Origin of the sequence: Paraburkholderia bannensis NBRC 103871 (assembly GCF_000685015.1) — a bacterium.
In the GTDB taxonomy this organism is placed as follows: Bacteria; Pseudomonadota; Gammaproteobacteria; order Burkholderiales; family Burkholderiaceae; genus Paraburkholderia; species Paraburkholderia bannensis.
The window spans coordinates 192,133-213,825 of the sequence record NZ_BAYA01000015.1; the positions used below are offsets into that span (position 1 = coordinate 192,133).

At 63.6% G+C, this 21,693-nt stretch carries 16 protein-coding genes; 7 read left to right on the forward strand and 9 right to left on the reverse strand.

Translation table 11 applies throughout. The features are described 5' to 3' along the window. Window positions 1–16 precede the first annotated feature (16 nt). The gene (locus BBA01S_RS23160) at window positions 17–1,342 is read right to left on the reverse strand and encodes an MFS transporter (RefSeq protein ID WP_027818540.1); all 1,326 of its coding nucleotides are present in this window, start codon (window positions 1,340–1,342) and stop codon (window positions 17–19) included. 286 nt (window positions 1,343–1,628) lie between these two features. On the opposite strand from BBA01S_RS23160, the gene BBA01S_RS23165 reads away from it, so the two are divergent. Next, window positions 1,629–2,153 (forward strand): nucleoside 2-deoxyribosyltransferase, encoded by a 525-nt coding sequence (locus BBA01S_RS23165; RefSeq protein WP_027818541.1) that lies wholly within the window; start codon window positions 1,629–1,631, stop codon window positions 2,151–2,153. 17 nt (window positions 2,154–2,170) lie between these two features. Here BBA01S_RS23165 and BBA01S_RS23170 read toward each other — a convergent pair whose 3' ends face one another. Both BBA01S_RS23170 and BBA01S_RS23175 read right to left on the reverse strand, forming a co-directional pair. Beyond that, entirely contained in the window at window positions 2,171–3,838 is a 1,668-nt protein-coding gene (locus BBA01S_RS23170; protein ID WP_027818542.1) for a S10 family peptidase, read from the reverse strand. A gap of 183 nt (window positions 3,839–4,021) precedes the next feature. Continuing rightward, window positions 4,022–5,620 carry a S53 family peptidase gene (locus BBA01S_RS23175; protein ID WP_027818543.1) on the reverse strand — a complete coding sequence of 533 codons (1,599 nt, stop codon included), beginning with the start codon at window positions 5,618–5,620 and terminating at the stop codon, window positions 4,022–4,024. Window positions 5,621–5,975: 355 nt separating this feature from the next. Between BBA01S_RS23175 and BBA01S_RS23180 the strand changes: the two genes are divergently transcribed. Both BBA01S_RS23180 and BBA01S_RS23185 read left to right on the forward strand, forming a co-directional pair. Beyond that, window positions 5,976–7,076 carry a BMP family ABC transporter substrate-binding protein gene (locus BBA01S_RS23180; protein ID WP_084162455.1) on the forward strand — a complete coding sequence of 367 codons (1,101 nt, stop codon included), beginning with the start codon at window positions 5,976–5,978 and terminating at the stop codon, window positions 7,074–7,076. Between the two features lie 39 nt (window positions 7,077–7,115). After that, a complete protein-coding gene (locus BBA01S_RS23185) occupies window positions 7,116–7,637 on the forward strand; it encodes a nucleoside deaminase (protein WP_027818545.1) in 522 nt (173 codons plus the stop codon). Between the two features lie 80 nt (window positions 7,638–7,717). On the opposite strand, the gene galU is transcribed toward BBA01S_RS23185, so the two are convergent. Next, complete coding sequence (galU, locus tag BBA01S_RS23190) at window positions 7,718–8,608, reverse strand: UTP--glucose-1-phosphate uridylyltransferase GalU (RefSeq protein WP_027818546.1); 891 nt, start codon at window positions 8,606–8,608, stop codon at window positions 7,718–7,720. 322 nt (window positions 8,609–8,930) lie between these two features. Further along, a complete protein-coding gene (locus BBA01S_RS47630; protein WP_167336034.1) occupies window positions 8,931–9,074 on the reverse strand; it encodes a hypothetical protein in 144 nt (47 codons plus the stop codon). Between the two features lie 331 nt (window positions 9,075–9,405). Here BBA01S_RS47630 and BBA01S_RS23200 point away from each other — a divergent pair, with 331 nt between their 5' ends. Then, a complete protein-coding gene (locus BBA01S_RS23200; protein ID WP_027818547.1) occupies window positions 9,406–10,581 on the forward strand; it encodes an acyltransferase family protein in 1,176 nt (391 codons plus the stop codon). 136 nt (window positions 10,582–10,717) lie between these two features. Here the strand turns inward: BBA01S_RS23200 and BBA01S_RS23205 are convergent, their stop codons facing one another. From BBA01S_RS23205 to BBA01S_RS23215, 3 genes are read right to left on the reverse strand one after another with little or no spacing between them, the layout of a single operon-like run. Continuing rightward, window positions 10,718–13,225, reverse strand: a complete 2,508-nt coding sequence (locus BBA01S_RS23205) for a glycosyltransferase family 4 protein (RefSeq protein WP_027818548.1) — start codon at window positions 13,223–13,225, stop codon at window positions 10,718–10,720. Beyond that, window positions 13,222–14,688 (reverse strand): flippase, encoded by a 1,467-nt coding sequence (locus BBA01S_RS23210; protein ID WP_027818549.1) that lies wholly within the window; start codon window positions 14,686–14,688, stop codon window positions 13,222–13,224. The genes BBA01S_RS23205 and BBA01S_RS23210 overlap by 4 nt, the downstream gene beginning before the upstream one ends. Window positions 14,689–14,712: 24 nt before the next feature. Further along, on the reverse strand, window positions 14,713–16,896 hold the full coding sequence (locus BBA01S_RS23215) for an NHL repeat-containing protein (protein ID WP_027818550.1): 2,184 nt from the start codon (window positions 16,894–16,896) through the stop codon (window positions 14,713–14,715). A gap of 494 nt (window positions 16,897–17,390) precedes the next feature. Here BBA01S_RS23215 and BBA01S_RS23220 point away from each other — a divergent pair, with 494 nt between their 5' ends. From BBA01S_RS23220 to BBA01S_RS23230, 3 genes are read left to right on the forward strand one after another with little or no spacing between them, the layout of a single operon-like run. Beyond that, entirely contained in the window at window positions 17,391–18,413 is a 1,023-nt protein-coding gene (locus BBA01S_RS23220) for an acyltransferase family protein (protein WP_407668332.1), read from the forward strand. Between the two features lie 43 nt (window positions 18,414–18,456). Next, complete coding sequence (gene gmd / locus BBA01S_RS23225) at window positions 18,457–19,500, forward strand: GDP-mannose 4,6-dehydratase (RefSeq protein ID WP_027818552.1); 1,044 nt, start codon at window positions 18,457–18,459, stop codon at window positions 19,498–19,500. After that, a complete protein-coding gene (locus BBA01S_RS23230; protein ID WP_027818553.1) occupies window positions 19,487–20,449 on the forward strand; it encodes an NAD-dependent epimerase/dehydratase family protein in 963 nt (320 codons plus the stop codon). Before gmd ends, BBA01S_RS23230 begins: the two co-directional genes overlap by 14 nt. 63 nt (window positions 20,450–20,512) lie before the next feature. On the opposite strand, the gene BBA01S_RS23235 is transcribed toward BBA01S_RS23230, so the two are convergent. Continuing rightward, the gene (locus tag BBA01S_RS23235; protein WP_027818554.1) at window positions 20,513–21,670 is read right to left on the reverse strand and encodes a glycosyltransferase family 4 protein; all 1,158 of its coding nucleotides are present in this window, start codon (window positions 21,668–21,670) and stop codon (window positions 20,513–20,515) included. Window positions 21,671–21,693 lie beyond the last annotated feature (23 nt).

Here is a 21,693-nt window from a genome sequence, read left to right on the forward strand (position 1 = left end):
TTTCAGGGCGAATACATCAAACGCCGCGCTGCGCCTCGCTGGTGACGATCTCCTTCGGTTGCAGGAGTGCAAGCGCCGCGCCGAGCGCCATCGCCGCCGCCACGCAATACATGCCCGCGTTGGTGCTGTGCGTGACGTCCTTCATCCAGCCGATGATCGACGGGCTCACGAATCCCGCCAGATTGCCGATCGAATTGATCATGCCGATCGCCGCCGCGGCCGAGCCGCCCGCAAGAATCGCGCTCGGCCACGCCCAGAACACCGGCATGGTCGCCAGCATGCCCGCCGCGCCCACCGACAGCGCGAGCATCGCAAGCGGCACATTGCTCGCGAACACCGTGCTGAAATACAGCCCCAGCGCCGATGCAAACGCTGCAATCGCGAAGTGCCAGCGGCGCTCGCCGTGACGATCCGCGCTCTTCGCCACGAACAACATGCTGAACACGGCGCAACCATAAGGAATTGCAGTCAGCAGCCCCACATCGAGCGCATTCTTCACGCCGCTCGCCTTGATGAGCGTCGGCAGATAGAAGCTGATGCCGTAAAGACCCATCATGCAGCAGAAGTAGATGCCCGCCATCAGCCACACGCGGCCATTGCCGAACACCGATGCCACCGACGCATGGCCCTTGCCAGCCTGATCGAGTTCGATGTTCTTTTCGAGCACCGCGCGTTCTTCGTTCGTCAGCCATTTCGCCGCGCGAATGCTGTTGGGCAGATAGAACAGCGTGACGATGCCCAGCACGAACGACGGCACGGCCTCGATGAGGAACAGCCACTGCCAGCTTGCCCAGCCGTCACGTCCATCGAAGGCCGCGAGAATCCAGCCCGAAAGCGGGCCGCCCAGCACGCCCGCGACCGGAATGCCGATCATGAACAGCGCATTCATGCGGCTGCGCCGTGCGGCGGGGAACCAGTAAGTCAGGTAAAGCACGATGCCGGGGAAGAAGCCCGCTTCGGCCACGCCCAGCAGGAAGTGCACGATATAGAACTGCGTGGGCGTCGTGACGAACAGAGAAGCCGCCGAAATCACCGCCCATGTAAGCATGATGCGCGCGATCCACACGCGCGCGCCCACCTTGTGCATCAGCAGATTGCTCGGGACTTCGAAGAAAAAATAGCCGATAAAGAAAATGCCCGCGCCAAGGCCGTAAACGGTCTCGCTGAACTGCAGGTCGCTGAGCATTTGCAGCTTCGCGAAGCCCACGTTCACGCGATCCAGGTAGGCCGCGACGTAGCAAAGAAACAGAAAGGGCAACAGGCGCAACGTGGCCTTTGCATAGGCCCGCGATTCGAGTTGTTGTTGTGCGGCGCTGGACAGGCCGCTGGCGATTGTATTCATGGTCTCCACATGGTGTTGCCCGGGCAGCCCGGCGAGCGCCGGAAAAATCGGGCCGTGAACGCTGCGTCTTCTACATGTTGTCGATGCGCGGCTGGCAGCTCCGGATGTTACCGGTCGCACGCGCACCATGCAAACGGCATGATGCTAGCCGCCTGCCTTCTGGGCTGTCAACCATTCGTAAGACTGGCCCAAACTGCATAGGCGAGCGGCGGCGGGCTAGAATCGACGTTCGGGTTTCACGGTATTCACGCTCATATCGCAACACTCGCCTGGAGGCACACACGTGATGACTCTTGCCGCTTCGCCTCGCCGCCCGCGCGTCTATCTAGCGGGATTCGACGTGTTCCGCCTCGACGCCGTCGAACACGGCGCGCGCCTCGTCGCTGCCTGCGCGGAATTTGGTTTTGAAGGGCTTTATCCGCTTGACGCCCAGGTGCCCGCCGACCTGGACGGCCCGCGTCAGGCGGCGTGGATCTATCGCGCCAATATCGACGCGATCCGCAGCGCCGATATCGTCATGGCCAACGTCGACGACTTCCGCGGGCCGGGCGAACCGGACTCGGGCACGGCGTTCGAGATTGGCTACGCCGCAGCGCTCGGCAAGGAAATCTGGGCTTACACAACGGATCAAGGCGCGCTGATCGAACGCGTGCCTGCACAGCCTGGCGCGCAAGGACGCGTTTGCGAACGTGGTTACCTGGTGGAAGACTTCGGGCTGCCAAAGAATCTGATGATCGCCTGCGCGGCGCGCATCGTCCAGGGCGATGCGCGCGCGTGCCTGGAGGCGATGGCGCGCGGACGCCTCGACTAGCGCCGCGCAGCCCTGCTTTAGTGATGCATCGCGCTCATCGTGCTCATGCGCTGCAACGCGCGGATGCGGGCAATCGCCGGGCGGTCGGTCACCGCGCTCTGGTAGAGCCGGGCCAGATCGGCCTTGAGCGCGGTGCGCGACGCACCGTCCAGATAGACCATGTGCCCCGATGGATAAAAACGCGCGCTCAGGTTATTGCGCACTTTCTGGTCGAGTAGCGGCATCTTCTGCAAATCGATCACGGTCTGATAAAACGGCGTGACGAAATCGTAATAACCGTTCGCGGACAGCACGCGCAAATCGGGATTCAGCGCCATGACGGCGGCCAGGTCGCCCGCCGTGTAAAGCACGATATTGCCCTGCGCGTCCGTGCCCTTCTGGGCGCCGGTCGGATCGATATGGCCGAAATCCCAGTTCTTGAAGGCCTGATCGTTGAGATCCGTAAACGAGGAATTGGTGCGGAACTTGAGTTGCTCGTTCAGGTAGCTGTTCCACATCGCCGTGTAGACGCCGCTCACCGCCGTCATGGTCGGATCGTTGCCGCCTGAGTTCGGGTCGATATTGCCGGCAATGCCCGTATCGATGGCCGTCACGCGACCGTCGTACGAGCCGAGCGCCATGCCCTTGTCCTTGAGCAGCGTCGTGAGAAACAGTGAATTGCCACGGCTGTCGTAAGCCGCAATGTCGAGGTTCCAGGACTCAAGGGTCTGCGTATCGATGCCCGTGTATTGCGAGAGCGTCTTGAGCATGGCAGGAATTGCCTTGTTCTTCGGATCCGGGAATTTTTCGAGCGCGCTCATGTAATCCGTGCGCGCGAACTGCGCAACCTGCGCCGCAAACGTACCCAGATCCTTAGGCGCGGGCTGCACGCCCAGGCGCTTGTGGTACCACGCATCGGCAGCCGCCGTGGGCAGCGCGCCCACCGGATTGCCGCTTTGCGTGTAATCGAGAATCGACGATTGCAGCGTGATGCCATTCAGGTCGACGCCGTCTTCATGCAGCCGGTACGCCAGCACGCAGCTACGCGCCGTGCCATACGATTCGCCATAAAGAAATTTAGGCGAATTCCAGCGATCGTTCGCGCTCAGATAGCGCTTGATGAACTGCTTGAGCGAATCCGCGTCCTGATCGACGCCCCAGAAATCGCGGTTGTGATGCGGCGCGACTGCCGCCGAATAGCCCGTCCCCACCGGATTGATGAAAATAAGGTCGCTGCGGTCAAGCAGGCTGTCCGGGTTGTCTTCGAGCGTATAAGGCGCGGGCGGCGTGAATCCCGGCATCGACGTCTTGATGCGTTTGGGCGCGAACGAGCCGAGCAGCACGAACACCGACGACGATCCCGGCCCGCCGTTGTAGAAAAAGGTGACCGGACGATCCTGCGCCTGCACGCCGTCTTTGGTGAAGGCCACGTAGAAGATCTTGGCGTTGGGCTGCGAACTGCTCGGGTCGACGGTGACAAGGTGGCCCGCCGTCGCGGTATAGGCGATCGCTTCGCTGCCAATCTGGATCGCGTGATGCGTGATCGCCGCGTTTTCGGTCATGTCGGTGACGAAGTCGTCGGGGCCGTTGCCGTAAGCGGTGGGATCGAAGCACGGCTGGTCGGCCGGGCTGCGGTGCTTGCCGTTGCCGCTGGCCGGCGCGGGCGCATGGCCGTTTCCGTTAGTGGAATGAGCCTCGTCGTTCATGTCGTCTCCTTGCTCTTGGTACGCACCGCCATGCACCAGACACGTTGACGATGCGCGTGTTTCGCTTCGGAAACGCCCGAAGCGCCTCGGATACCATTGGAAACAGGAAGCCAGCCCTACCGGGCGCGCACCGGCGAAGCTGCACGCCCTCGCCGATGCTATACCGCTCCGCCATGGAACGCCCTATGCAAGCGCAGCGGCCACCTTGCTGCCCACCGGCGTGCCCAGCCCCGTGCATGCGTCCCAGCCCGGCGCGGCGGCGTAATCGCCGTTGCTGCCGCTCGTGACGTCGTTGAAGGCGCTGGCCTGCGCATAGAGCTTTGCGTTGACGAAGCCCGCCGACTTGCCGCCGTTCGCGTTGATGCGCGCGATCAGCGCGGCCCACAGCGGCGCGACGGCGCTGGTGCCCCCAACTACGGTATCCGCGCCGCCGATGTGCACGGCATAGCCGGTCGCCGGATCCGCGTCGGCGGCCACATCGGGCACGCCGCGCCGCACCAGCGCGCCCGCGCCGCCGTTCGCCCGCACCAGCCGCAGGCCCTTTTGCCACGCGGGCAGCGCGAAGGTCATGCTCACGCCGCCGCCGCTCGCGCCGTCTGCCCCGCTGCTCCAGACTGTCTCGCTGGAGATGCGCCCGTTCGCGGCCGCCACGTGCGTGCCGCCGCAACCGAGCGCGTACGGGCTCGACGCCGGGAAATCGACGTGATCTGCGCCATCGCTCACGCCATCCGACGAGCCGCTGTCGCCCGACGCCGCGCAGACCGTCACGCCCAGCGCCACGGCGGTCTGCAGCGCGTCGTTGAGTGCGCCCAGCGACTGCTGCGACCACGACGATTCCGGCGCGCCCCAGCTGATCGAAATGACCGAGGGCTTACGCTGGCTGTCGTGCAGCGCGGCGCTCACCGCGTTGACGAAACCGGCCTCGCTGTTGGGCGCGAAATAGACGGCGATCAGCGCCGCGGGCGCGAGCGCCCCCGCGATCTCCACGTCCAGCGTGACTTCGGCGTCCGGGCCGTTCGGGTCGCCAGTGGGCGCGTTCTTCATCTGGTCGACGGACACGTCCTGCACATTCGGTTGCGCCACGCCTAGTGCGCCGAAGTAGGCCTGTAGATCGGACTTCGCGTAGCCGCCGCCCATTTCGATGAGCGCGATGCATTGGCCCTTGCCGTCGCCGTCCGGGAAGCCGTAAAGATCGGCTAGTTGCAGCGGCGTAAACGAGCGGCTTACGGCGCGCGCGGCGCGGATCGGCGCATGTACGGCCCCGTCGCCCGTCGGGCTCGACTCGATGCGGAAATGCGGCTGAACCTTCGCGCGGCTGTCGAGGCCGACGACCGCCGTGACGATGTCGTGCATGTCGTCCGGCAGATGCACCGGGCCAACCGGCTGGCGAAAATGCTGCTTGAGCGTGCCGACCTGATGCTCGAAACGCTGGAGATCGACGCCGAACGCGTCGTTGTACTGCTGCACCGTGCCCGACAACACGACGCGCCGCGCGCCCGCATCGGCCTTCACGACCGCGAGGCCGTGCGCCTTCGCGAACGTCTCGGCGCGCTGGATATCGGCCGCCGAAGCGCCGAAGCGCTGTTCGTAGTCGGCGCGCGAAACCGGCTGCGCGCCCTTGGCGCCCGCCGTGATGCCGTCCACCAGCGCGCGAAAGCCCGCTTCGTCCTGGCGACGCAGGATCAGCACGACGTTGAAATGTTCGCTCGGATCGCATGCGCCGACGCATTGCGCGCCAGCCGGAACGGGATGGTCACTGCCTGCCACGGGATGCCTGGTCATGGCCGCTTCTCCTTGGTGGGCACACGCGCCGCTTGCGCAGCAAGCCTGTGCCGGATTGTGCAGGTTCCACGCGCCGCCTGGACGCTACGCGCTCTTTGCGCGCTGCGGCGACGCCTGGCAAGACAGCGTGCGTCGCCCCAGGCTGGCCAGCAGGCCGCGCGATGCACGCAAAACCGTGGATGGGCAGCATACGGCGTGCCCGCCCCGCCAGCCCACTATGGGCCTGGCCCGCTGCCGTCCGCACCTTTCATATGAAAATTGTTATACAGACGATAACGGCAGCAAATATTTCCCCAATATTTGGCTTCGGAAGATGGCTCCATCGCACGATTTTTTGCCCTTTTCCGGAGAACCCATGAAAGCACCCAAGACGCGCGTTCGCCGCGCCTGCGCCACCGTCCTCACCGCCCTGTTCGCCGCGCTGACGAGCGGCATCGGCCACGCCGCCACGCCGCCCGTGGGCGTCGCCTTCGTCTACCTCGGCAACCCCGGCGACGCGGGCTGGACGTTCGCCCACGAACAAGGCGTGAAAGCGGTCGAGGCGCAGTACGGCGACAAGATCAAGGTCACGCGCGTCGAGAACGTCCCGGAATCGGCCGACTCGGAACGCGTGTTCCGCGACCTGGCCGCGAAGGGCAACAAGATCATCGTCGGCTCCAGCTTTGGATTTCAGGACTTCGAATTAAAGGTCGCCAGGGACTATCCCGACGCGGTCTTCATGCACGCGACCGGCTACAAGAAAGCCCCGAACTTCGCGACCTATGACGTGCGCACCTATCAGAGCGCGTATCTCGCTGGCCTGGTAGCGGGCTACACCACCAAAACCAATACGCTGGGTTTTGTCGGCTCGGTGCCGGTGCCTGAAGTCGTGCGCAACATCGACGCCTTCACGATGGGCGCGCGCTCAGTGAATCCGAAAGCCACGGTCAAGGTACTGTGGATCAATAGCTGGTTCGATCCGGGCCGCGAAAAGCAGGCCGCCGAGACGCTGATCGGCCAGGGCGCGGACGTGCTGATCCAGAACACCGATTCCACCGCGACGATGCAGACCGCCGAGCAGAAAAAAGTCCACGCCTTCGGCTGGGACTCGGACATGAAGAAGTTCGGCCCGAACGCGCAACTGGGCGCGTGCGTGAGCAACTGGGGCGTCTATTACTCGCACCTCGTCCAGCAGGTCATGGCGGGCACCTGGACCAATGCGCCGGTATGGTGGGGCCTCAAGGAAAAAGCCATCGACCTCGCCGATATCAATACCGACGCGGTTTCGCCGACCGCGCAAAAAGCGCTGGCCGCCAAGCGCGACGAAATCATCGCCGGCAAGTTCGATCCGTTCGCCGGCCCGATCAAGGATCAGGGCGGCACGGTCCGCGTCGCAGCGGGCAAGTCGCTGGCCGATGCCGATTTGCTGCGCCTGAACTGGTTCGTCGAGGGCGTGGACGGCACGGTGCCGAAATAAGCCTGAAATCAAGGGCTAAAAACAAACAGGAGACGGCAGATGAAGACGAGCACGGACACCCAGGCCGCACCGCATGGCGCGCCGACGCACGAACAGATCGTGCGCCACCTGCGCCGCGCGGCGGCCGTGGGCGAACGGGCCGCGTCGTTCGGCCACCATCCGTTCGGAGCGATCCTCGTCGGCCCCGACCACGAGACCGTGCTGATCGAGCAAGGCAACGTGGACACCGTTAATCACGCGGAGGCCGTGCTCGCACGCATCGCCGCCATGAATTTCAGTGCGGACTATCTCTGGGGCTGCACGCTCTATACCTCAGTCGAGCCGTGCTGCATGTGCGCGGGCACGGCCTACTGGGCCAATATCGGCCGGGTGGTGTTCGGCATGACGGAGGAACGGCTGCTGGAAGCGACGGGCAATCACGCGGAAAATCCCACGATGAGCGTGTCGTCGCGTTATGTATTCGATCACTGCCAGAAGCGTGTCGATTTGATCGGCCCCGTAGCCGATGTGGAGGACGACGTGATGCGAGTGCAGCGCGCGTTCTGGCAAAAGCACGCTTGAAACGGGGCGGCGCACGCGATTTCACGCTATCGCACGCTATTGCAGCGCGCGCCGCCTTCCAGCTTACATGACGCTCAATCTCAAGCCGCGGCGGCCAGCGCCTGCGGCAGATGATTGTGCAGATAGGCCTCGAATTCGTCCTTCACCTCCGGGTGACGCAGCGCGAATTCCACGGTGGCCTTCAGATAGCCGATCTTGCTGCCGCAATCGAAGCGCGTGCCCATGTAGCGATAGGCCAGCACCTGCTCGTCCGTGAGCAGCGATTGCAACGCGTCGGTGAGTTGCAGCTCGCCGCCTGCGCCCGGCTTCAGCGCGCGCAGATGATCGAAGATCGTCGGCATCAGCACGTAACGGCCCACCACGCCGAGATTCGACGGCGCGACTTCCGGCGCGGGCTTTTCGACAATGCCCGAGAGCTTGAACACATCCTCTTCCCACTCGCGGCCATCCACGATGCCGTACGACGCGCTGTTCTCGCGCGGGATCGACTCCACGCCCACGACCGAGCTGTGATAGTGGTTGAAGGTATCCACGAGTTGCTTCATCACGGGCTTCGGGCTGTAAAGCAAGTCGTCCGCGAGGATCACGGCGAACGGGCTGCCCTGCACGAGCTTTTCCGCGCACAGCACGGCATGGCCGAGGCCGAGTGCTTCGGCCTGGCGCACATAGAAGCAATCGACATTGCTGGGCTTGATGCTGCGCACGACGTCGAGCAGCTTCTGCTTGTTGCGCGCTTCGAGTTCGGCTTCGATCTCGTACGACTTGTCGAAATGATCTTCGATGGCGCGTTTGCTGCGGCCGGTCACGAAAATCATTTCGGTGATGCCGGCGGCGATCGCCTCTTCCACCGCGTACTGAATCAGCGGCTTGTCGACGATCGGCAGCATTTCCTTCGGGCTAGCCTTGGTGGCGGGCAGAAAGCGCGTACCGAGGCCAGCGACAGGAAATACCGCTTTGGTTACTTTTAGCATGATGTTCCATTCCCAGTTCGATCGTTTGAGTAACGGTCTCGCAGCAAGGCAAGCCGGCGTCCCCGAGGGTTCTGTTGGGCAGTTTTTATATTGAATGCGTCGGCAACATTGCGCTTCGTACTGCTTCCTTTTACCGTATTTCCATTTCCGCAATAAAGAAACGAAAAAAATTCAGAATGCGAAACCAATCGTGCGCGGCGGCATGGCAACGGCAATTATTGCCATGCACTCTGGATAATCGGCATGAATTTCCTGATCCGGCTTCGATCGGTCTGGAGTCGCGGCGCATGACCGATGAGTCATGCGCGCGCGGCCTCGCTGTCTACTCGACTTCGTCTGCGGGCGGCAAGCGTGCCGCCTGCGTGCGCGAGCGCCGGATAGGCTCATTGCGCAGCGCCTCGCGATACGCCGATACCCCGACGAGTATCAATAGCACGGCTATGCCGGCCAGCAAATGCAGGTTCATCGAATTCTCCATCGACCATAGGCGATCCCCTTAAAACTAGCAGTTCAAATTGAACAAATAAATCGCTTTCTGGTTACAAGGTTTTATTTCCCGATTTCGATGCGGTATTTCGATGCGATTAGCGATTTTTGTTTTTCCGCCACATAAGCACCGTGAATACTTTTTGAAAAACTTTTGCATATTTTCCGCGCGCGGGATCCCTATGATCGTGAAGTAGCCTCCCCTCATAGCCACGAGCGGCCACGAGCGGCCACGAGCAGCCACGAGCGCCATCCCGGCCACAGGGACGACCCCAGCACGACACCTGCACGATCACTATGCGACCTTAACGATGAGCGATCCCGCACTCGATTCCCCTCTCTCCACGCCCCGCCCTGCATCGGTCATGCCCGCCGCCGCACGGCCTTCAAGCGGGGCCACGGCCATCGCAGGCGACCACCTGATCGACGCACTGCGCGGCTTTGCCGCCCTGCTGGTGGCTTATTTTCATTGCCGCCAGGTCACGTGGATCGGCATGGGCGCGTTCCATCAAATGCACGAGCGTCTTGCCAGCCCCGGCACGATCGCCGCGTGGCTGACGTTCCCGATTGCCTGGGGATCGGCGGGCGTGCCGATTTTTTTTGTCATCAGCGGCTACTGCATCCACCGCAGCGGCGCAGCACGTTTGCTAGCCAATCCTGACTATCGGCTCGACGCCGGGCAGTTCTGGCTGCGCCGCCTCGTGCGGATCTATCCGGTGCTGCTCGCCGCGCTCGCGCTCACATTCGTGGCCGATTCGATCAGCCTGACGATGACGCCCGTGAGCCACAAGATTCTCGATATCGGCCCGCAGGCCTTCCTCGTCAATCTCTTCTCGCTGCAGGGCATAGCAGGCAAGACCTACGGCTCCAATGGCGCGCTCTGGACTTTGTCGCTCGAAGTGCAGTTCTATCTGCTCTACCCGCTGCTGTTTGCCGTGCGCCGCCGCGTCGGCTTCAACGCGGTGCTGGCCGGCGTCGCTGCCATCAACGTGGTTTCGGCGTTGACGCTCGCGCCGCACGACATCGTGTTCTTCACCTCGTACTGGTTCTCGTGGATGCTCGGCGCGTGGATTGCCGAAGCGCGTTTGCGCGGCTCCGAAGGTTTCCGCTTCGCCTATGTAGCCGCTGCCGCGTTTGCCGTGGCCGGTTGCGTCGCGTTCCACTTCGGACAGTACGGCGCGTTCCAGCTCTGGGCCTGCGCATTTGCCTGCTACCTGGTGAAGGCGCTCTCGCGACCGCTCGCAACGGGCGGCGTGCTGCTGCCGGTGTTTTCGAAGCTCGGCGAATTCAGCTATTCGCTCTACCTGATTCACCTGCCGCTTTTCGTGCTGCTTGGCTCGCTGCTGTTCCGCTCGGAACTGCAGACTTCGATCTGGGCATCGTTTGGCTTCACGCTCGCCGTGCTGCCGGTTGCGTGGGTCTTCTATCGACTGTTCGAGCGTCCTGCACTGAACGTCGCGGCCCGTCTGCGCAAGCGCGCGGCTTGACCAACGCCTGAGCACACAACAACCGACACCCCAAAAACAAGCGGGGCCGCCCATCCGGCGGCCCCGCTTTTTTTACGCCCGCTTCTTTTTACCCGCCTTTTTACCCGCTTCTCCCTGAACCCTGCTGCGCGCGCGTTTAACGGCCACGCGTCACCACGCCATCCAGCACGCGCCCGACCGCTTCGACATACTGTTCCTTGCCGAAGCGCTCACGCGCGACCACCAGGCCGTTACGCGCCAGCCGCTCGCGCAGTGCTTCGTCGTCGTGCAGCGTAGCAATCGTGCCTGCCAGCGCCAGCGCGTCACCGGGCGTGCACAGCAGGCCACTCTTGCCGTGCTCGACGATCTCCTTCACGCCGCCATCGCGCGAGGCCACCACGGGCCGCTGCGCAAGCATGCCTTCGACCACGACACGGCCAAACGGCTCTGGCGTGATCGACGTATGGGCGATCACGTCCATCGCGCGCATGCAGGCCGCAATGTCATGACGGAAACCGAGAAAGTGAACACGATCCTGCAATTCGTGCTTGACGACGAAATCGCGCAACTCTTGCGCGTACTCGTCCTCGCCGAACAACGCCGAACCGACGAATACGGCATGCGCGCGCGGTTCGTGCAGCAACGCTTCGAGCAGCACATGCTGCCCCTTCCAGCGCGCGAGGCGGCTAAATGCGCCCACCAGAAACGCCCGCTGCGGCAGACCAATCTGTGCGCGCAACTGCTCCTTCGGCACGCGCGCAAGCGCGCGGAACGGCGATTCATCCACGCCGTTGTGCACGACGTCGATACGGTCGGCATTGAATTTCGTCAGGTCAGCAAACACCTGCGCCGACGCATGCGAATTTGCGATCACGTGAGCCAGGCCGAGCTTCGCGCAGCCCTTGATGATCGCGCGCTGCACGCGCCCGAAATGCTCGTCGCTGACGATGTCGCGCAAATGCCAGACCACCGGCTTGCGCGCGAGCTTGCCGGCCAGCACGCCAATCACCATGGCGCGTTGCGTGTTGGCATAGAGCACGTCGGCGCCGCGCGCACGGCGGCGCGTTTCGCGCACCAGTGCGGCCACGCCTGCGATCACGCCAAGCTTCGGCACCGCGCCGCCGTCGCGGCGCACATTGCGCAGCGCGCCCGAATCGACCACGTCCACGCGCGCGCCCGCTGCGTCCAGCGCTTCGCGGAACGGCCCGTCGTTGAACAGCAGCACTTCGATGCGCGCACGCAAGCCCTTCACGACTTCGAGCAGCGACAGTTCCGCGCCGCCCAGCACGCCGCTTTGGTCGATCGCCAGCACGCGCGGCGCGCTTTCCAGCGCAGCGGCGTCGATATCGTCCTGCTGGCGCTGTGGATCGCGATACGCGGGGCCAGCGGCGGCAATCGCGGGCACCGCACGCGCAACGCGTGCAAAGAACTGCTCGCGGAAATGCGCCGATGAAAAGCGCTCGGCATTCTCGCGACAATCCTCGGCGCGAAAACGTTTGGGATCGCGCTCGAAAGCGTCGACCGCAGCGATGATCGCGTCCGCGCGCTGCTCCTCGAAGAACAGGCCCGTGGGACGCGAACCCGTATCGCGCACGGTTTCGAGCGCGCCGCCCTTGCCATACGCAATCACGGGCGTGCCGCAGGCCTGGGCTTCGACCACCGAAATGCCGAAGTCCTCTTCCGCCGCAAAGACAAATGCCTTTGCGCGGCGCATACGGTCGTGCAGCACCGAGAACGGCTGGTAGCCCATTACCTCGACATTCGGGCCGGCTTTCGCACGCACCTTCTGCATGTCCGGGCCATCGCCAATCACGACGAGGCGCTTGTCCGGCATACGCGCGAACGCTTCGACGATCAGGTCGATCTTCTTGTACGGCACGAGCCGCGAAGCGGTCAGATAGAAGTCTTCCTTGTGCGTTTCCAGTTCGAACGAATCGACGTCGACGGGCGGATACACCACGTCCGCATCGCGCTGATAGACCTTGTGGATGCGTCGCGCGATGAATTCGGAATTCGCCACGAACTGGTCGACCGAATTGGCCGTGCGCACGTCCCAGTTGCGGATGTAATGAAGAATCAGCCGTGCGAGCATTGATTTCGGCCCGCGCGTCAGTTTCGACTCCTGCAGATATTGATGCTGGAGATCCCACGCATAGCGGATCGGCGAATGCACATAGCTGATGTGGTATTGATCCGGCCCGGTCAGCACGCCCTTGGCGACGGCGTGCGAGCTGGAAATCACCACGTCGTAGCCCGAGACGTCGAGCTGCTCGATGGCCAGCGGCATGAAGGGCAGATACGCGCGATAGCGCGTGCGCGCCTTCGGCAGCCGCTGGATGAACGAGGTCGTCGCGCGCTTGCCGCGCAGGAAGCCGCGGTCTTTGTCATCGACGAAATCGACCACCGAGAACAGATCCGCGTCCGGGAAGCAGTCGATGATCTGCTCCAGCACGCGCTCGGCGCCCGCATAGGTGACGAGCCAGTCGTGCACGATGGCCACGCGCGGGCCACGTTTTGCGTCGCGCGCTCCATCGGGCGTGTGGGTGCTCGTGGTGGTGTTCACGGCACGCAGCTCGCCGCGCGCGGTGGACAGATTATCGCGCCGTTGCAGCGGCACGGCGGCGCGTCCGGACGGCGCCGCTTCGTCGATCAGTTCGTGACTCATGCGCTTTTCCGTGAATTTAGTCGAAACAGGAGGGAACGGACATAACCACGCAACACCGGCGTGGTTGCCACCGACCAGACGCAGTTGGCAAGGGCCAGCACGACGCCCGCACCGATCGCATACAGCGCGTCCGGCAGCCACCACGCGATTGCAAGCGCGGCAGCCAGGAAACTCAGGTGTGCAAACATATCGACGACAATCGCGCGGCTATGAATGCGCGAAAGCCACAGCAAAACTACGTAGTCGAACAGCGAGCGGAACAACACCGCAGCCGCCGCGCCGGGCAGGCCGAAGCGGTCGATGCCGAGCCACAACAGCCCAGCGAACAGCGGCAACTCGATGAGCCCCACGCGCGCGGCGGCGGCGGGATTGTTCTGCGACTGGATCAGGATGCGCGTGACGCCGGCCTGACCGATCAACCAGACGGCGACGATCAGGAAGCGCCCCACCGGCGCGCCATGTTCGGCGATCACCGGGCCCACCCACACGCGCAGGAACGGCTCCAGCACGACGATTGCGCCGATGGCGACCGGCGTGAACACGGCGTTGAGGAACTGCAGCGACTGCGCGGCGATCTCGTCCGCGTGCTCGCGACGCAAGGCGGACAGACGCGGAAACAGCGTGCGCACCAGTGCGTTGGGCACCATGTTCAGGCGCGTCACGAGGTTCTGCGGCACCGTGTAATAGGTCACGAAACGCGCGCCCAGACCCGCGCCCAGCATCATGCGGTCGAGCGAATCGGCCACCATCGTCGTGATGCTCGCGACCAGCATCCAGCCGCCGAAGTTGAACAGCGCCTTCGAGGTATCGAAGCGCGGCCCGCGAATCTTCCGGATGCCGAGCACCCGCAACGCCGAGCGGCCCAGCAGCAGGCCCGCGAAAAGACGCGCGAGCACGGCGGCGGCCAGCACCGTTTGCAGGTTCGGCGCAATTGCCCACGCAGCGGCCAGCGGCAGCAACTGGAACAGGAAGGTGCCAAGCGTCTGGTTGGTGTTGTAAATGCCGAATCGCTCCGCGCCGTTGATCGCGCCCGCGAACACCCACGACACGTTGGCGATGGGAATGGCGACCGCGAGCCACGGCAGCGCGAGATAGACCTCATGGCGCAACTCGGGCGTGACGTGCGTGAAATACGCCGTATACAAGGCGCCGCCCGTGTAGATCAGCAGGCCGCCGATTGCACCGGTCGTGAAGTTGAGCCAGAACGCGCTCCAGAACACGCGCTCGCAGGCCTCGGTGTCTTTCGATGCGTAGGCCTTCGAAATATGGTTCTGCGCGGCCATGCTCATGCCCAGATCGAGCACGCTGAAATAGCCGATCAGCGTCCAGACCAGTGCGATCACGCCATAGCGTTCGACGCCAAGCATCTTGATGTACGTCGGCACCGTGACCAGCGATACAAATGTCGGCAGCACGAGCCCGACAAGATTGATCCCGACGTTGCGTAATAAGCCTTTATCCATGCGGTTTCCTGTAGCGTGCGGGCCTTAAGCCGGCTTCCAGCGGTACATGAGCACCTTGCCGCGTGCGTCTTCCTCGACGAAGATCAGGTATTCGCCGTTGGGCTGGCGATGCGCGGTAATGCCGAACGGCACGTCCACCCAGCCCGAGGTATTGCCCACTTCCGCGCCGGGGCCGAACGTGCCGGTCTCCTTCGCGGAATCCTTGTCGTAGACGTGGACGCCGCCTGCGGGCTCCACGACGAAGATGTAGCGTCCTTCCACGGTCAGACCGGCGGGCGTGACCGGCGGCTTCGCCTTCGGATCCCAGGGCAGGCGCAGCATGTAGCGCTGCTCCGGATGGCCGCTCGCCCACTTGTCGTAACGCACCAGCACACGGCCCGCCTCTTTCCAGAAGCCCGGATCGTGCGGCGCATCGGCCGTATAGCCCGTCACGTAGAGCGTGTCGGTTTCCGGCTCGTAGATCGCGCGATGCACCTCGGTGAAGGGCGCGGGAATGTCGTATTTGTCCAGCTTGTCGTAGCTGTAGACCGGATTGCCCTTTGCATCGAGCCCGCCGAAGCGCCAGCGCCAGATACCTTTTTCATCGCGCGCGCGCCAGATATCTCCGCGCGTGTCGATCCACCAGCCCCAGCCGCCACCCAGCTTTTCGCGGCCCGGATTGCGCGTGAACTCGTCGCTGTCGAAAGCGCCGTTACCGTTGGTGTCGCGCCAGATCCAGTCGCCGCCAGGCGGTGCGTTAGGCACATGCATCACCGGGCGCTCGCGGCCCGCGAGGAAGCCCGAAGGAATCGCCACCTCGCCGTCGCGTTGGGCATCGAAGCGATAGATCTTGAGGTGATCGGCGTACATGTCCGTGAGGTACAGGAACGTATGGCCGTTCAACGAGCGCGCGGTCGGCAGTCCCGGCCACTGATCGGTATGGAAAACCGGGTCGTCCGGATACTTGAACCGGTTCGACAGGAATCCTGCGTATTTCCAGTCCTGGCCCGGCGGCTTCGACAGGTCGAGTTCGAAGCGCTTGTTACCGGTATAGACGCTGTTGGGGCGCGCCGGATCCATCCATGCGCCGTCCACGAACAGCAGGCCTTCGAGGTTCCACAGTCGCTTGCCCTCGGGCGTATAGCTTTCGAGCGTCGCGCCCAGGCCCGCGCCGATGGTGTCGTGACGCGGCCCGATGCCGTTGGTCGAAACGTAGATGTTGCCCTTCGCGTCCGCGCCCACGCCGGTCAGGCCGTTGAAGCGCCCCGGGCCGGGACGTCCCGCCACGCCCGAGAAAATGCCGCCGCGCTCGCCCAGCGTGCCGCTTTGCGTGTAGCCCTTGCCGCCGCGCGAGTAAATGAGGATCTGCTGACGCGGCCCGTTGTCCGCAACCAGGATGCGTTGCGAAGGATCGACCGCGAGATCGACGGCCACCGAATCCGTTGGCAACTCGAACGTTTCGCTCATCGGCTTGCCATCGGCGGAATAGTGCGCCACGCGCGGCGCGCGATCGGTCGCGGTGCCCGTGAGCACCCAGAGCGTGCCGTCGCCCGCAATCGCAATGCGGCCCGGCTCATGCACATCGAATTGCGACTTGCGCTGCATCGAGTTGGCGTCATAGACCTCGATGCGGTTCATCGCCGTGTTGCTCACATAGAGCAGCGCATCGGTCGCGGCAAGGCCGCCGATGCCCGGCTGCGTGCCTGTCGGCACATCGGCGATCTTGAGGAACGCGCCGGCAAGTTGCGCATGCGGATTGAGCGGCTGGGGCGACGCCTGGAAGGCTGCAGCGCGCTTGGGCTCATCAAGAGGCCTGCGCGTGATGCCGAACCACTGGCGGCCCTTGTCCGGCCATATGCCGCTGCCCACCAGGTGGCCCTTCTCGTTGCCCACGCCCACCGCCGCATACAGGAAGCGATGATTGACGGCCACGGCGTTGCCGCCCTGCCCGCCCCAACCGTGCGTACCCCCGGCAAAGCCGAGTGCCTTGCCGTCCTGGTACGCGCTGATTTCGCCGCCGCTTTCGTCCCACGGCGCGTCCGTATAGACCTTGCCTTCCGGCGTGACGGCAATCGCGGTGACGTTAATCTGCATCCACGTCCCCTGACCGTAACCATAGGTGTTACCGATCCACGAGGACGTCACATTCAGTTGCGGCGCGGCAATCGTCTGCACCGATGAGGTACAGGCGAACGCGCTCAACGCGGCAAGTGCCAGCGTCCTGCGCATGCGGCGGTCGGGAATCGGAAACGGCAAGGGCAATTCCTCCGTGGTGACGGCAATCTGGCTGGATCATGCCGTACATTCCCGAAGAAAAATGACCCCACAAAATCCGAAAATAATTCAAAAAAATTCAATGATTTTTGATGTCTTTTGAACGACTTGCCGCTTAAATGCGAAATAAATGGCGCAGCGCAGCAAGCGCCCGCCCCGCGCACGAAAGCGCCGCTTACAGTTGACCGTACAGAGGAAAGAATTTCCGGCCTGATTCTGTAAATCGCCGAATTTACCGAATCAAAATCCATTCGTTTTTCAAAATCACAGATCGATATATTTCGATTTTTTGACCGTGTTTTTGCCCATTAAATTCTTTCTAGAATCATTCGGACTATGCATGCATGCAAACCACCGGATAGCCGATGACCGTCAACAGCCTCGCGAGCCCACAGCCGCAATACACGCAAGCCACGCAACACGCCCACCGCATCGTCCAGCTCGACGGTATGCGGGCCATTGCGGTGCTTGCCGTATTCGCGCAGCACGCCTTGCGCGCGCCGCTATGGATGGGCGTCGACCTGTTCTTCGTGCTGAGCGGCTTCCTGATCACCGGCATCCTGATGGAGCGCAAGGCGCGCGGGCAGTCGTATTTCAGCTACTTTTACGCGCGCCGCGTGCGCCGCATCCTGCCGCCGTACATCCTGCTGATGGTCGTGTCGTCGCTGCTGTTCGGCCTGGGTTGGGCGCGTTACTGGCCCTGGTATGCGTTCTTCGCGACCAATATCGGCGATGCGCTGGGCCAGAGCGGCCATGACAGCCTGAATATCCTCTGGTCGCTCGCGGTCGAAGAGCAGTTCTATATCTTCTGGCCCTTCGTCGTGTTGTTGCTGCCGCAACGGCTGCTCGCCATCGTGGCGGCGTCGCTTATTTTTATCGTGCCCGTGCTGCGCGCCGTCGCGACGCCGTGGTTCGATACCTACTGGCCGATCTATTACCTCACGCCGTTCCGCATGGATCTGCTCGCGGCAGGCGCCCTGCTCGCCGTGATCGTGCGGCGCGACCGCAATGCGCTCGAACGTTTCAAGCTGCCCGCAGCGATCCTGTTCTTTGCCGCGCTCGCCGTGCTGGCCTGGCTGCATCTGCACTATCCGCGTTTTCGCGGCATGAATACGCCGCTGTCGAATGCGCTGCTGTACAGCGTATCGCTCGTGCTTTGCACCTCGGCGGTGGTGTTCGCGCTGCAATCGAAGGGGCTGGTCAAGCGCCTGCTCTGCCATCCGGTGCTCGTCTATATCGGCACCATCAGCTACACGATTTACCTGATTCACCTCACGACTCTTTACGCGGTGTGGCCCCTCCACTACAGCCGCCCGGTGAGCGCCGCGATTGCGCTCGCCATCACGCTCGTCTATGCAAGCGCGAGCTGGCTCCTGTTCGAAAAACGCCTCACGCGCGGGCCCGCCCGTCGCGACGCCCTTGCCGCTGCCCCGCTACGCAGCGGCGTGAGCGCCACCAGCTCGCAGTCCTGAAAGACCGACTCCACTTCATGTTCGCTACTTCAAAGGCACACATATGAACGAACGACGCAAAGCGATCATCACCGGCGTATCCGGCCAGGACGGCGCATACCTGACCAAGCTGCTGCTCGACAAGGGCTACCAGGTCGTGGGCACGTATCGGCGCACCAGTTCGGTCAACTTCTGGCGCATGAACGAACTCGGCGTCACCGATCATCCGTCACTCGAACTCGTCGAACACGACCTGACCGACGCAGGCTCGACGATCCGCCTGCTCGAACGCGCCCAGGCCACCGAGGTCTACAACCTCGCCGCCCAGAGCTTCGTGGGTGTGTCGTTCGACCAGCCCGTCACGACCGCCGAAGTCACCGGCATCGGCGCGCTCAACCTGCTCGAAGCGATCCGCGTGATCAATCCGCGCATGCGCTACTACCAGGCTTCCACCTCCGAAATGTTCGGCAAGGTGCAAGCCGTCCCGCAACGCGAGGACACGCCGTTCTATCCGCGCAGCCCGTACGGCATCGCCAAGCTGTTCGCGCACTGGTCGACCATCAATTACCGCGAGTCCTACGATATCTTCGCGACCAGCGGCATTCTCTTCAATCACGAATCGCCGCTGCGTGGCCGTGAATTCGTGACGCGCAAGATTACCGACGCCGTCGCCAAGATCAAGCTCGGCAAGCAGAACGTGCTGGAGCTCGGCAACCTGGACGCGAAGCGCGACTGGGGTTACGCTTCCGAATACGTCGAAGGCATGTGGCGCATGCTGCAAGCCAACGATCCGGATACCTATGTCCTCGCGACGGGCCGTACCGAAACCGTGCGCGATTTCGTGACGATGGCCTTCGCCGCCGCCGGTTACCAGCTCGAATGGTCGGGCCGCGCCGAACGCGAAACGGGCGTCGATATCTCGACGGGCCGCACGCTGGTGCGCGTGAGCCCGCGTTTTTACCGCCCCGCCGAAGTCGAGCTGCTGATCGGCAATGCCGACAAGGCGCGCAGCAAACTCGGCTGGGAACCGCAAACCACGCTTGAACAGCTCTGCCAGATGATGGTCACGGCAGATCTTGCTCGCAACGAACGACATGACACGTTCTGATTCTTCCAGCGCGGCCGCTGCGCCGCGCGCGCTCATCACGGGCGTGAACGGCTTCACGGGCCGCTACATGGCGGCCCGCCTCGCGGCGGACGGCTACCGGGTCTGGGGCACCGTGCGCGCCGGCGAGGCCGAACGCGCTGGCGACCTGCCGGGTCACGCGACGCCGCTTGCCGCCGATCTGCTCGACCGCGAAGCGCTCGCGCACGCAATCGAAACCGTGCAGCCCGACGTGGTGGTGCATCTGGCAGCCGTTGCCAATGTCGCCGATGGCGATGTGGCGCGCACCTATGTCGTCAACGTGGTGGGCACGCGCAACCTGCTGGACACGCTCGCGCATCAACGTCACGTGCCGCGTGCGGTGCTGATCGCCAGCAGCGCGAATGTCTATGGCAACGTCACGCCCGGCGTGATCGACGAAACCGTTGCGCCCCAACCCGCCAACGACTACGCGGTCAGCAAGCTCGCGATGGAATACGTCGCGAAGCGCTGGAATGCGCAACTGCCGCTGGTGATCGCGCGTCCGTTCAATTACACGGGCGTGGGCCAGACCACCGACTTTCTGCTGCCCAAGATCGTCGAGCATTACGCACGTGGCGACCGGTCGATCTCGCTTGGCAACACCGATGTGAGCCGCGACTTTTCCGATGTGCGCGATGTCGTGGATGCCTATGCCCGGCTTATCGACGTCGCGCCACGCGGCAAGACCGTGAACGTCTGTTCGGGCACGGGCTGGACGCTCGGCGAATTGCTGGCGACGCTGTCACGCATCGCGGGTTATGCGATCGAAGTGAACGTCGATCCGCGTTTCGTGCGGGCCAACGAGGTGCGCCATCTGGTGGGATCGAATGCGAAGCTGCAGACGCTGATTGGCGAGAGCAAGCGCACGCCGATTGAAGCGACGCTGCGCTGGATGTATGAGGAAGCACGCTCGCGCCTGCGTCCTGCCTGACCTCGTTTTCCTGCCTGCTTGAATGGTTAAAGAATCGCCGCCCTTTTCGGGCGGCGATTTCATTTAATGCGCTGCAATGGCTTCAGCGTACACATCGGCGACGCGCCTTGCGATCACCGCATTGTCGAAGTGCTCACGCGCGTAGGCCTTGCACGCGTTCTCATCGGGCAGCTTGATGCGACCCGAGAGCGCCGCGTCGATGCCTTCGGCAATCGCCGCCGCCCCCGTTTCCGGCAGCACGAGATCCGGCGACAGTCCGGCCACCGCTTCCGGCAGGCCGCCAACGGGCGTCACCAGCACCGGCGTCCCGGCGGAAAGCGACTCCACCGTGATGAGGCCGAAGCCTTCCAGCGCCACGGTCGGCACGACGCTCAGCGTCGCCGCGCGATAGAGCGACGGCAGATGCGCGTCGGGCACGAAGCCCAGCAGCTTGACGTTATCGGTCAGATCCGCCGCGTCGATGCGTTGTTGCAGTTCCGCTTCCAGACGCCCGCGCCCTGCGATCAGCAGCAGAATGTCCGGGTGGCGCTGCTTGACCTGCTTCACCGCGTCGATCAGGTCTTCCAGGCCCATGCGGCGCACGAGGCGGCGCACGGCCAGCACGATCGGCCGGTTCTGCGGCAGTTGCAGGCGCAGGCGCGCCTCGCCCTGCGAGCAGGCCGGATCGAAATGCGCCGTATCCACGCAGCCCGGCACGATGCGCACGCGCTCGGGCGAGATGGCATAGCGCTTCGTGAGAATGTCGCCGAACGCCTTCGACAGCACGATCAGGCGCGACGATCGTTCGTACACCGATTGTTCCAGCGAATGCTTGATGCGCTGGCTCAGCGTGGCCGCACCTTCAACGAAGCTCTCGTCGGCCCACGGCCCCTGGAAGTGCGAGACCTGCGGAATGCCGCGCGTGACGTCGAGGCCCGGAAAGGTATACAGCGCGAAGTGCGAGGAAATCACGTCCGGACGATGGCGGCGGATCTCGCGGCGCAAGGCGCGGCGCGCGTCCATCAAGCGCAACGGCAATGCGCGCGCCGCCGAGCCGAAGCCCTGGATCGCGCCGCCGCTGTCCTCGGCCACCTTCGGCGAGCCGGCCACGACGCCGCGCACCTGCACGCCTGCGCCAGGCAGCGCGCCGACGAGCGAGTAATACATGCGATCGAGGCCGCCAGCGCGCTCGGGGAACCAGTGCATGCCGATCTGTAGCGAATGGATGGAGTGTTTCGTCATCGCGATTCCTTGTTATGCAACTT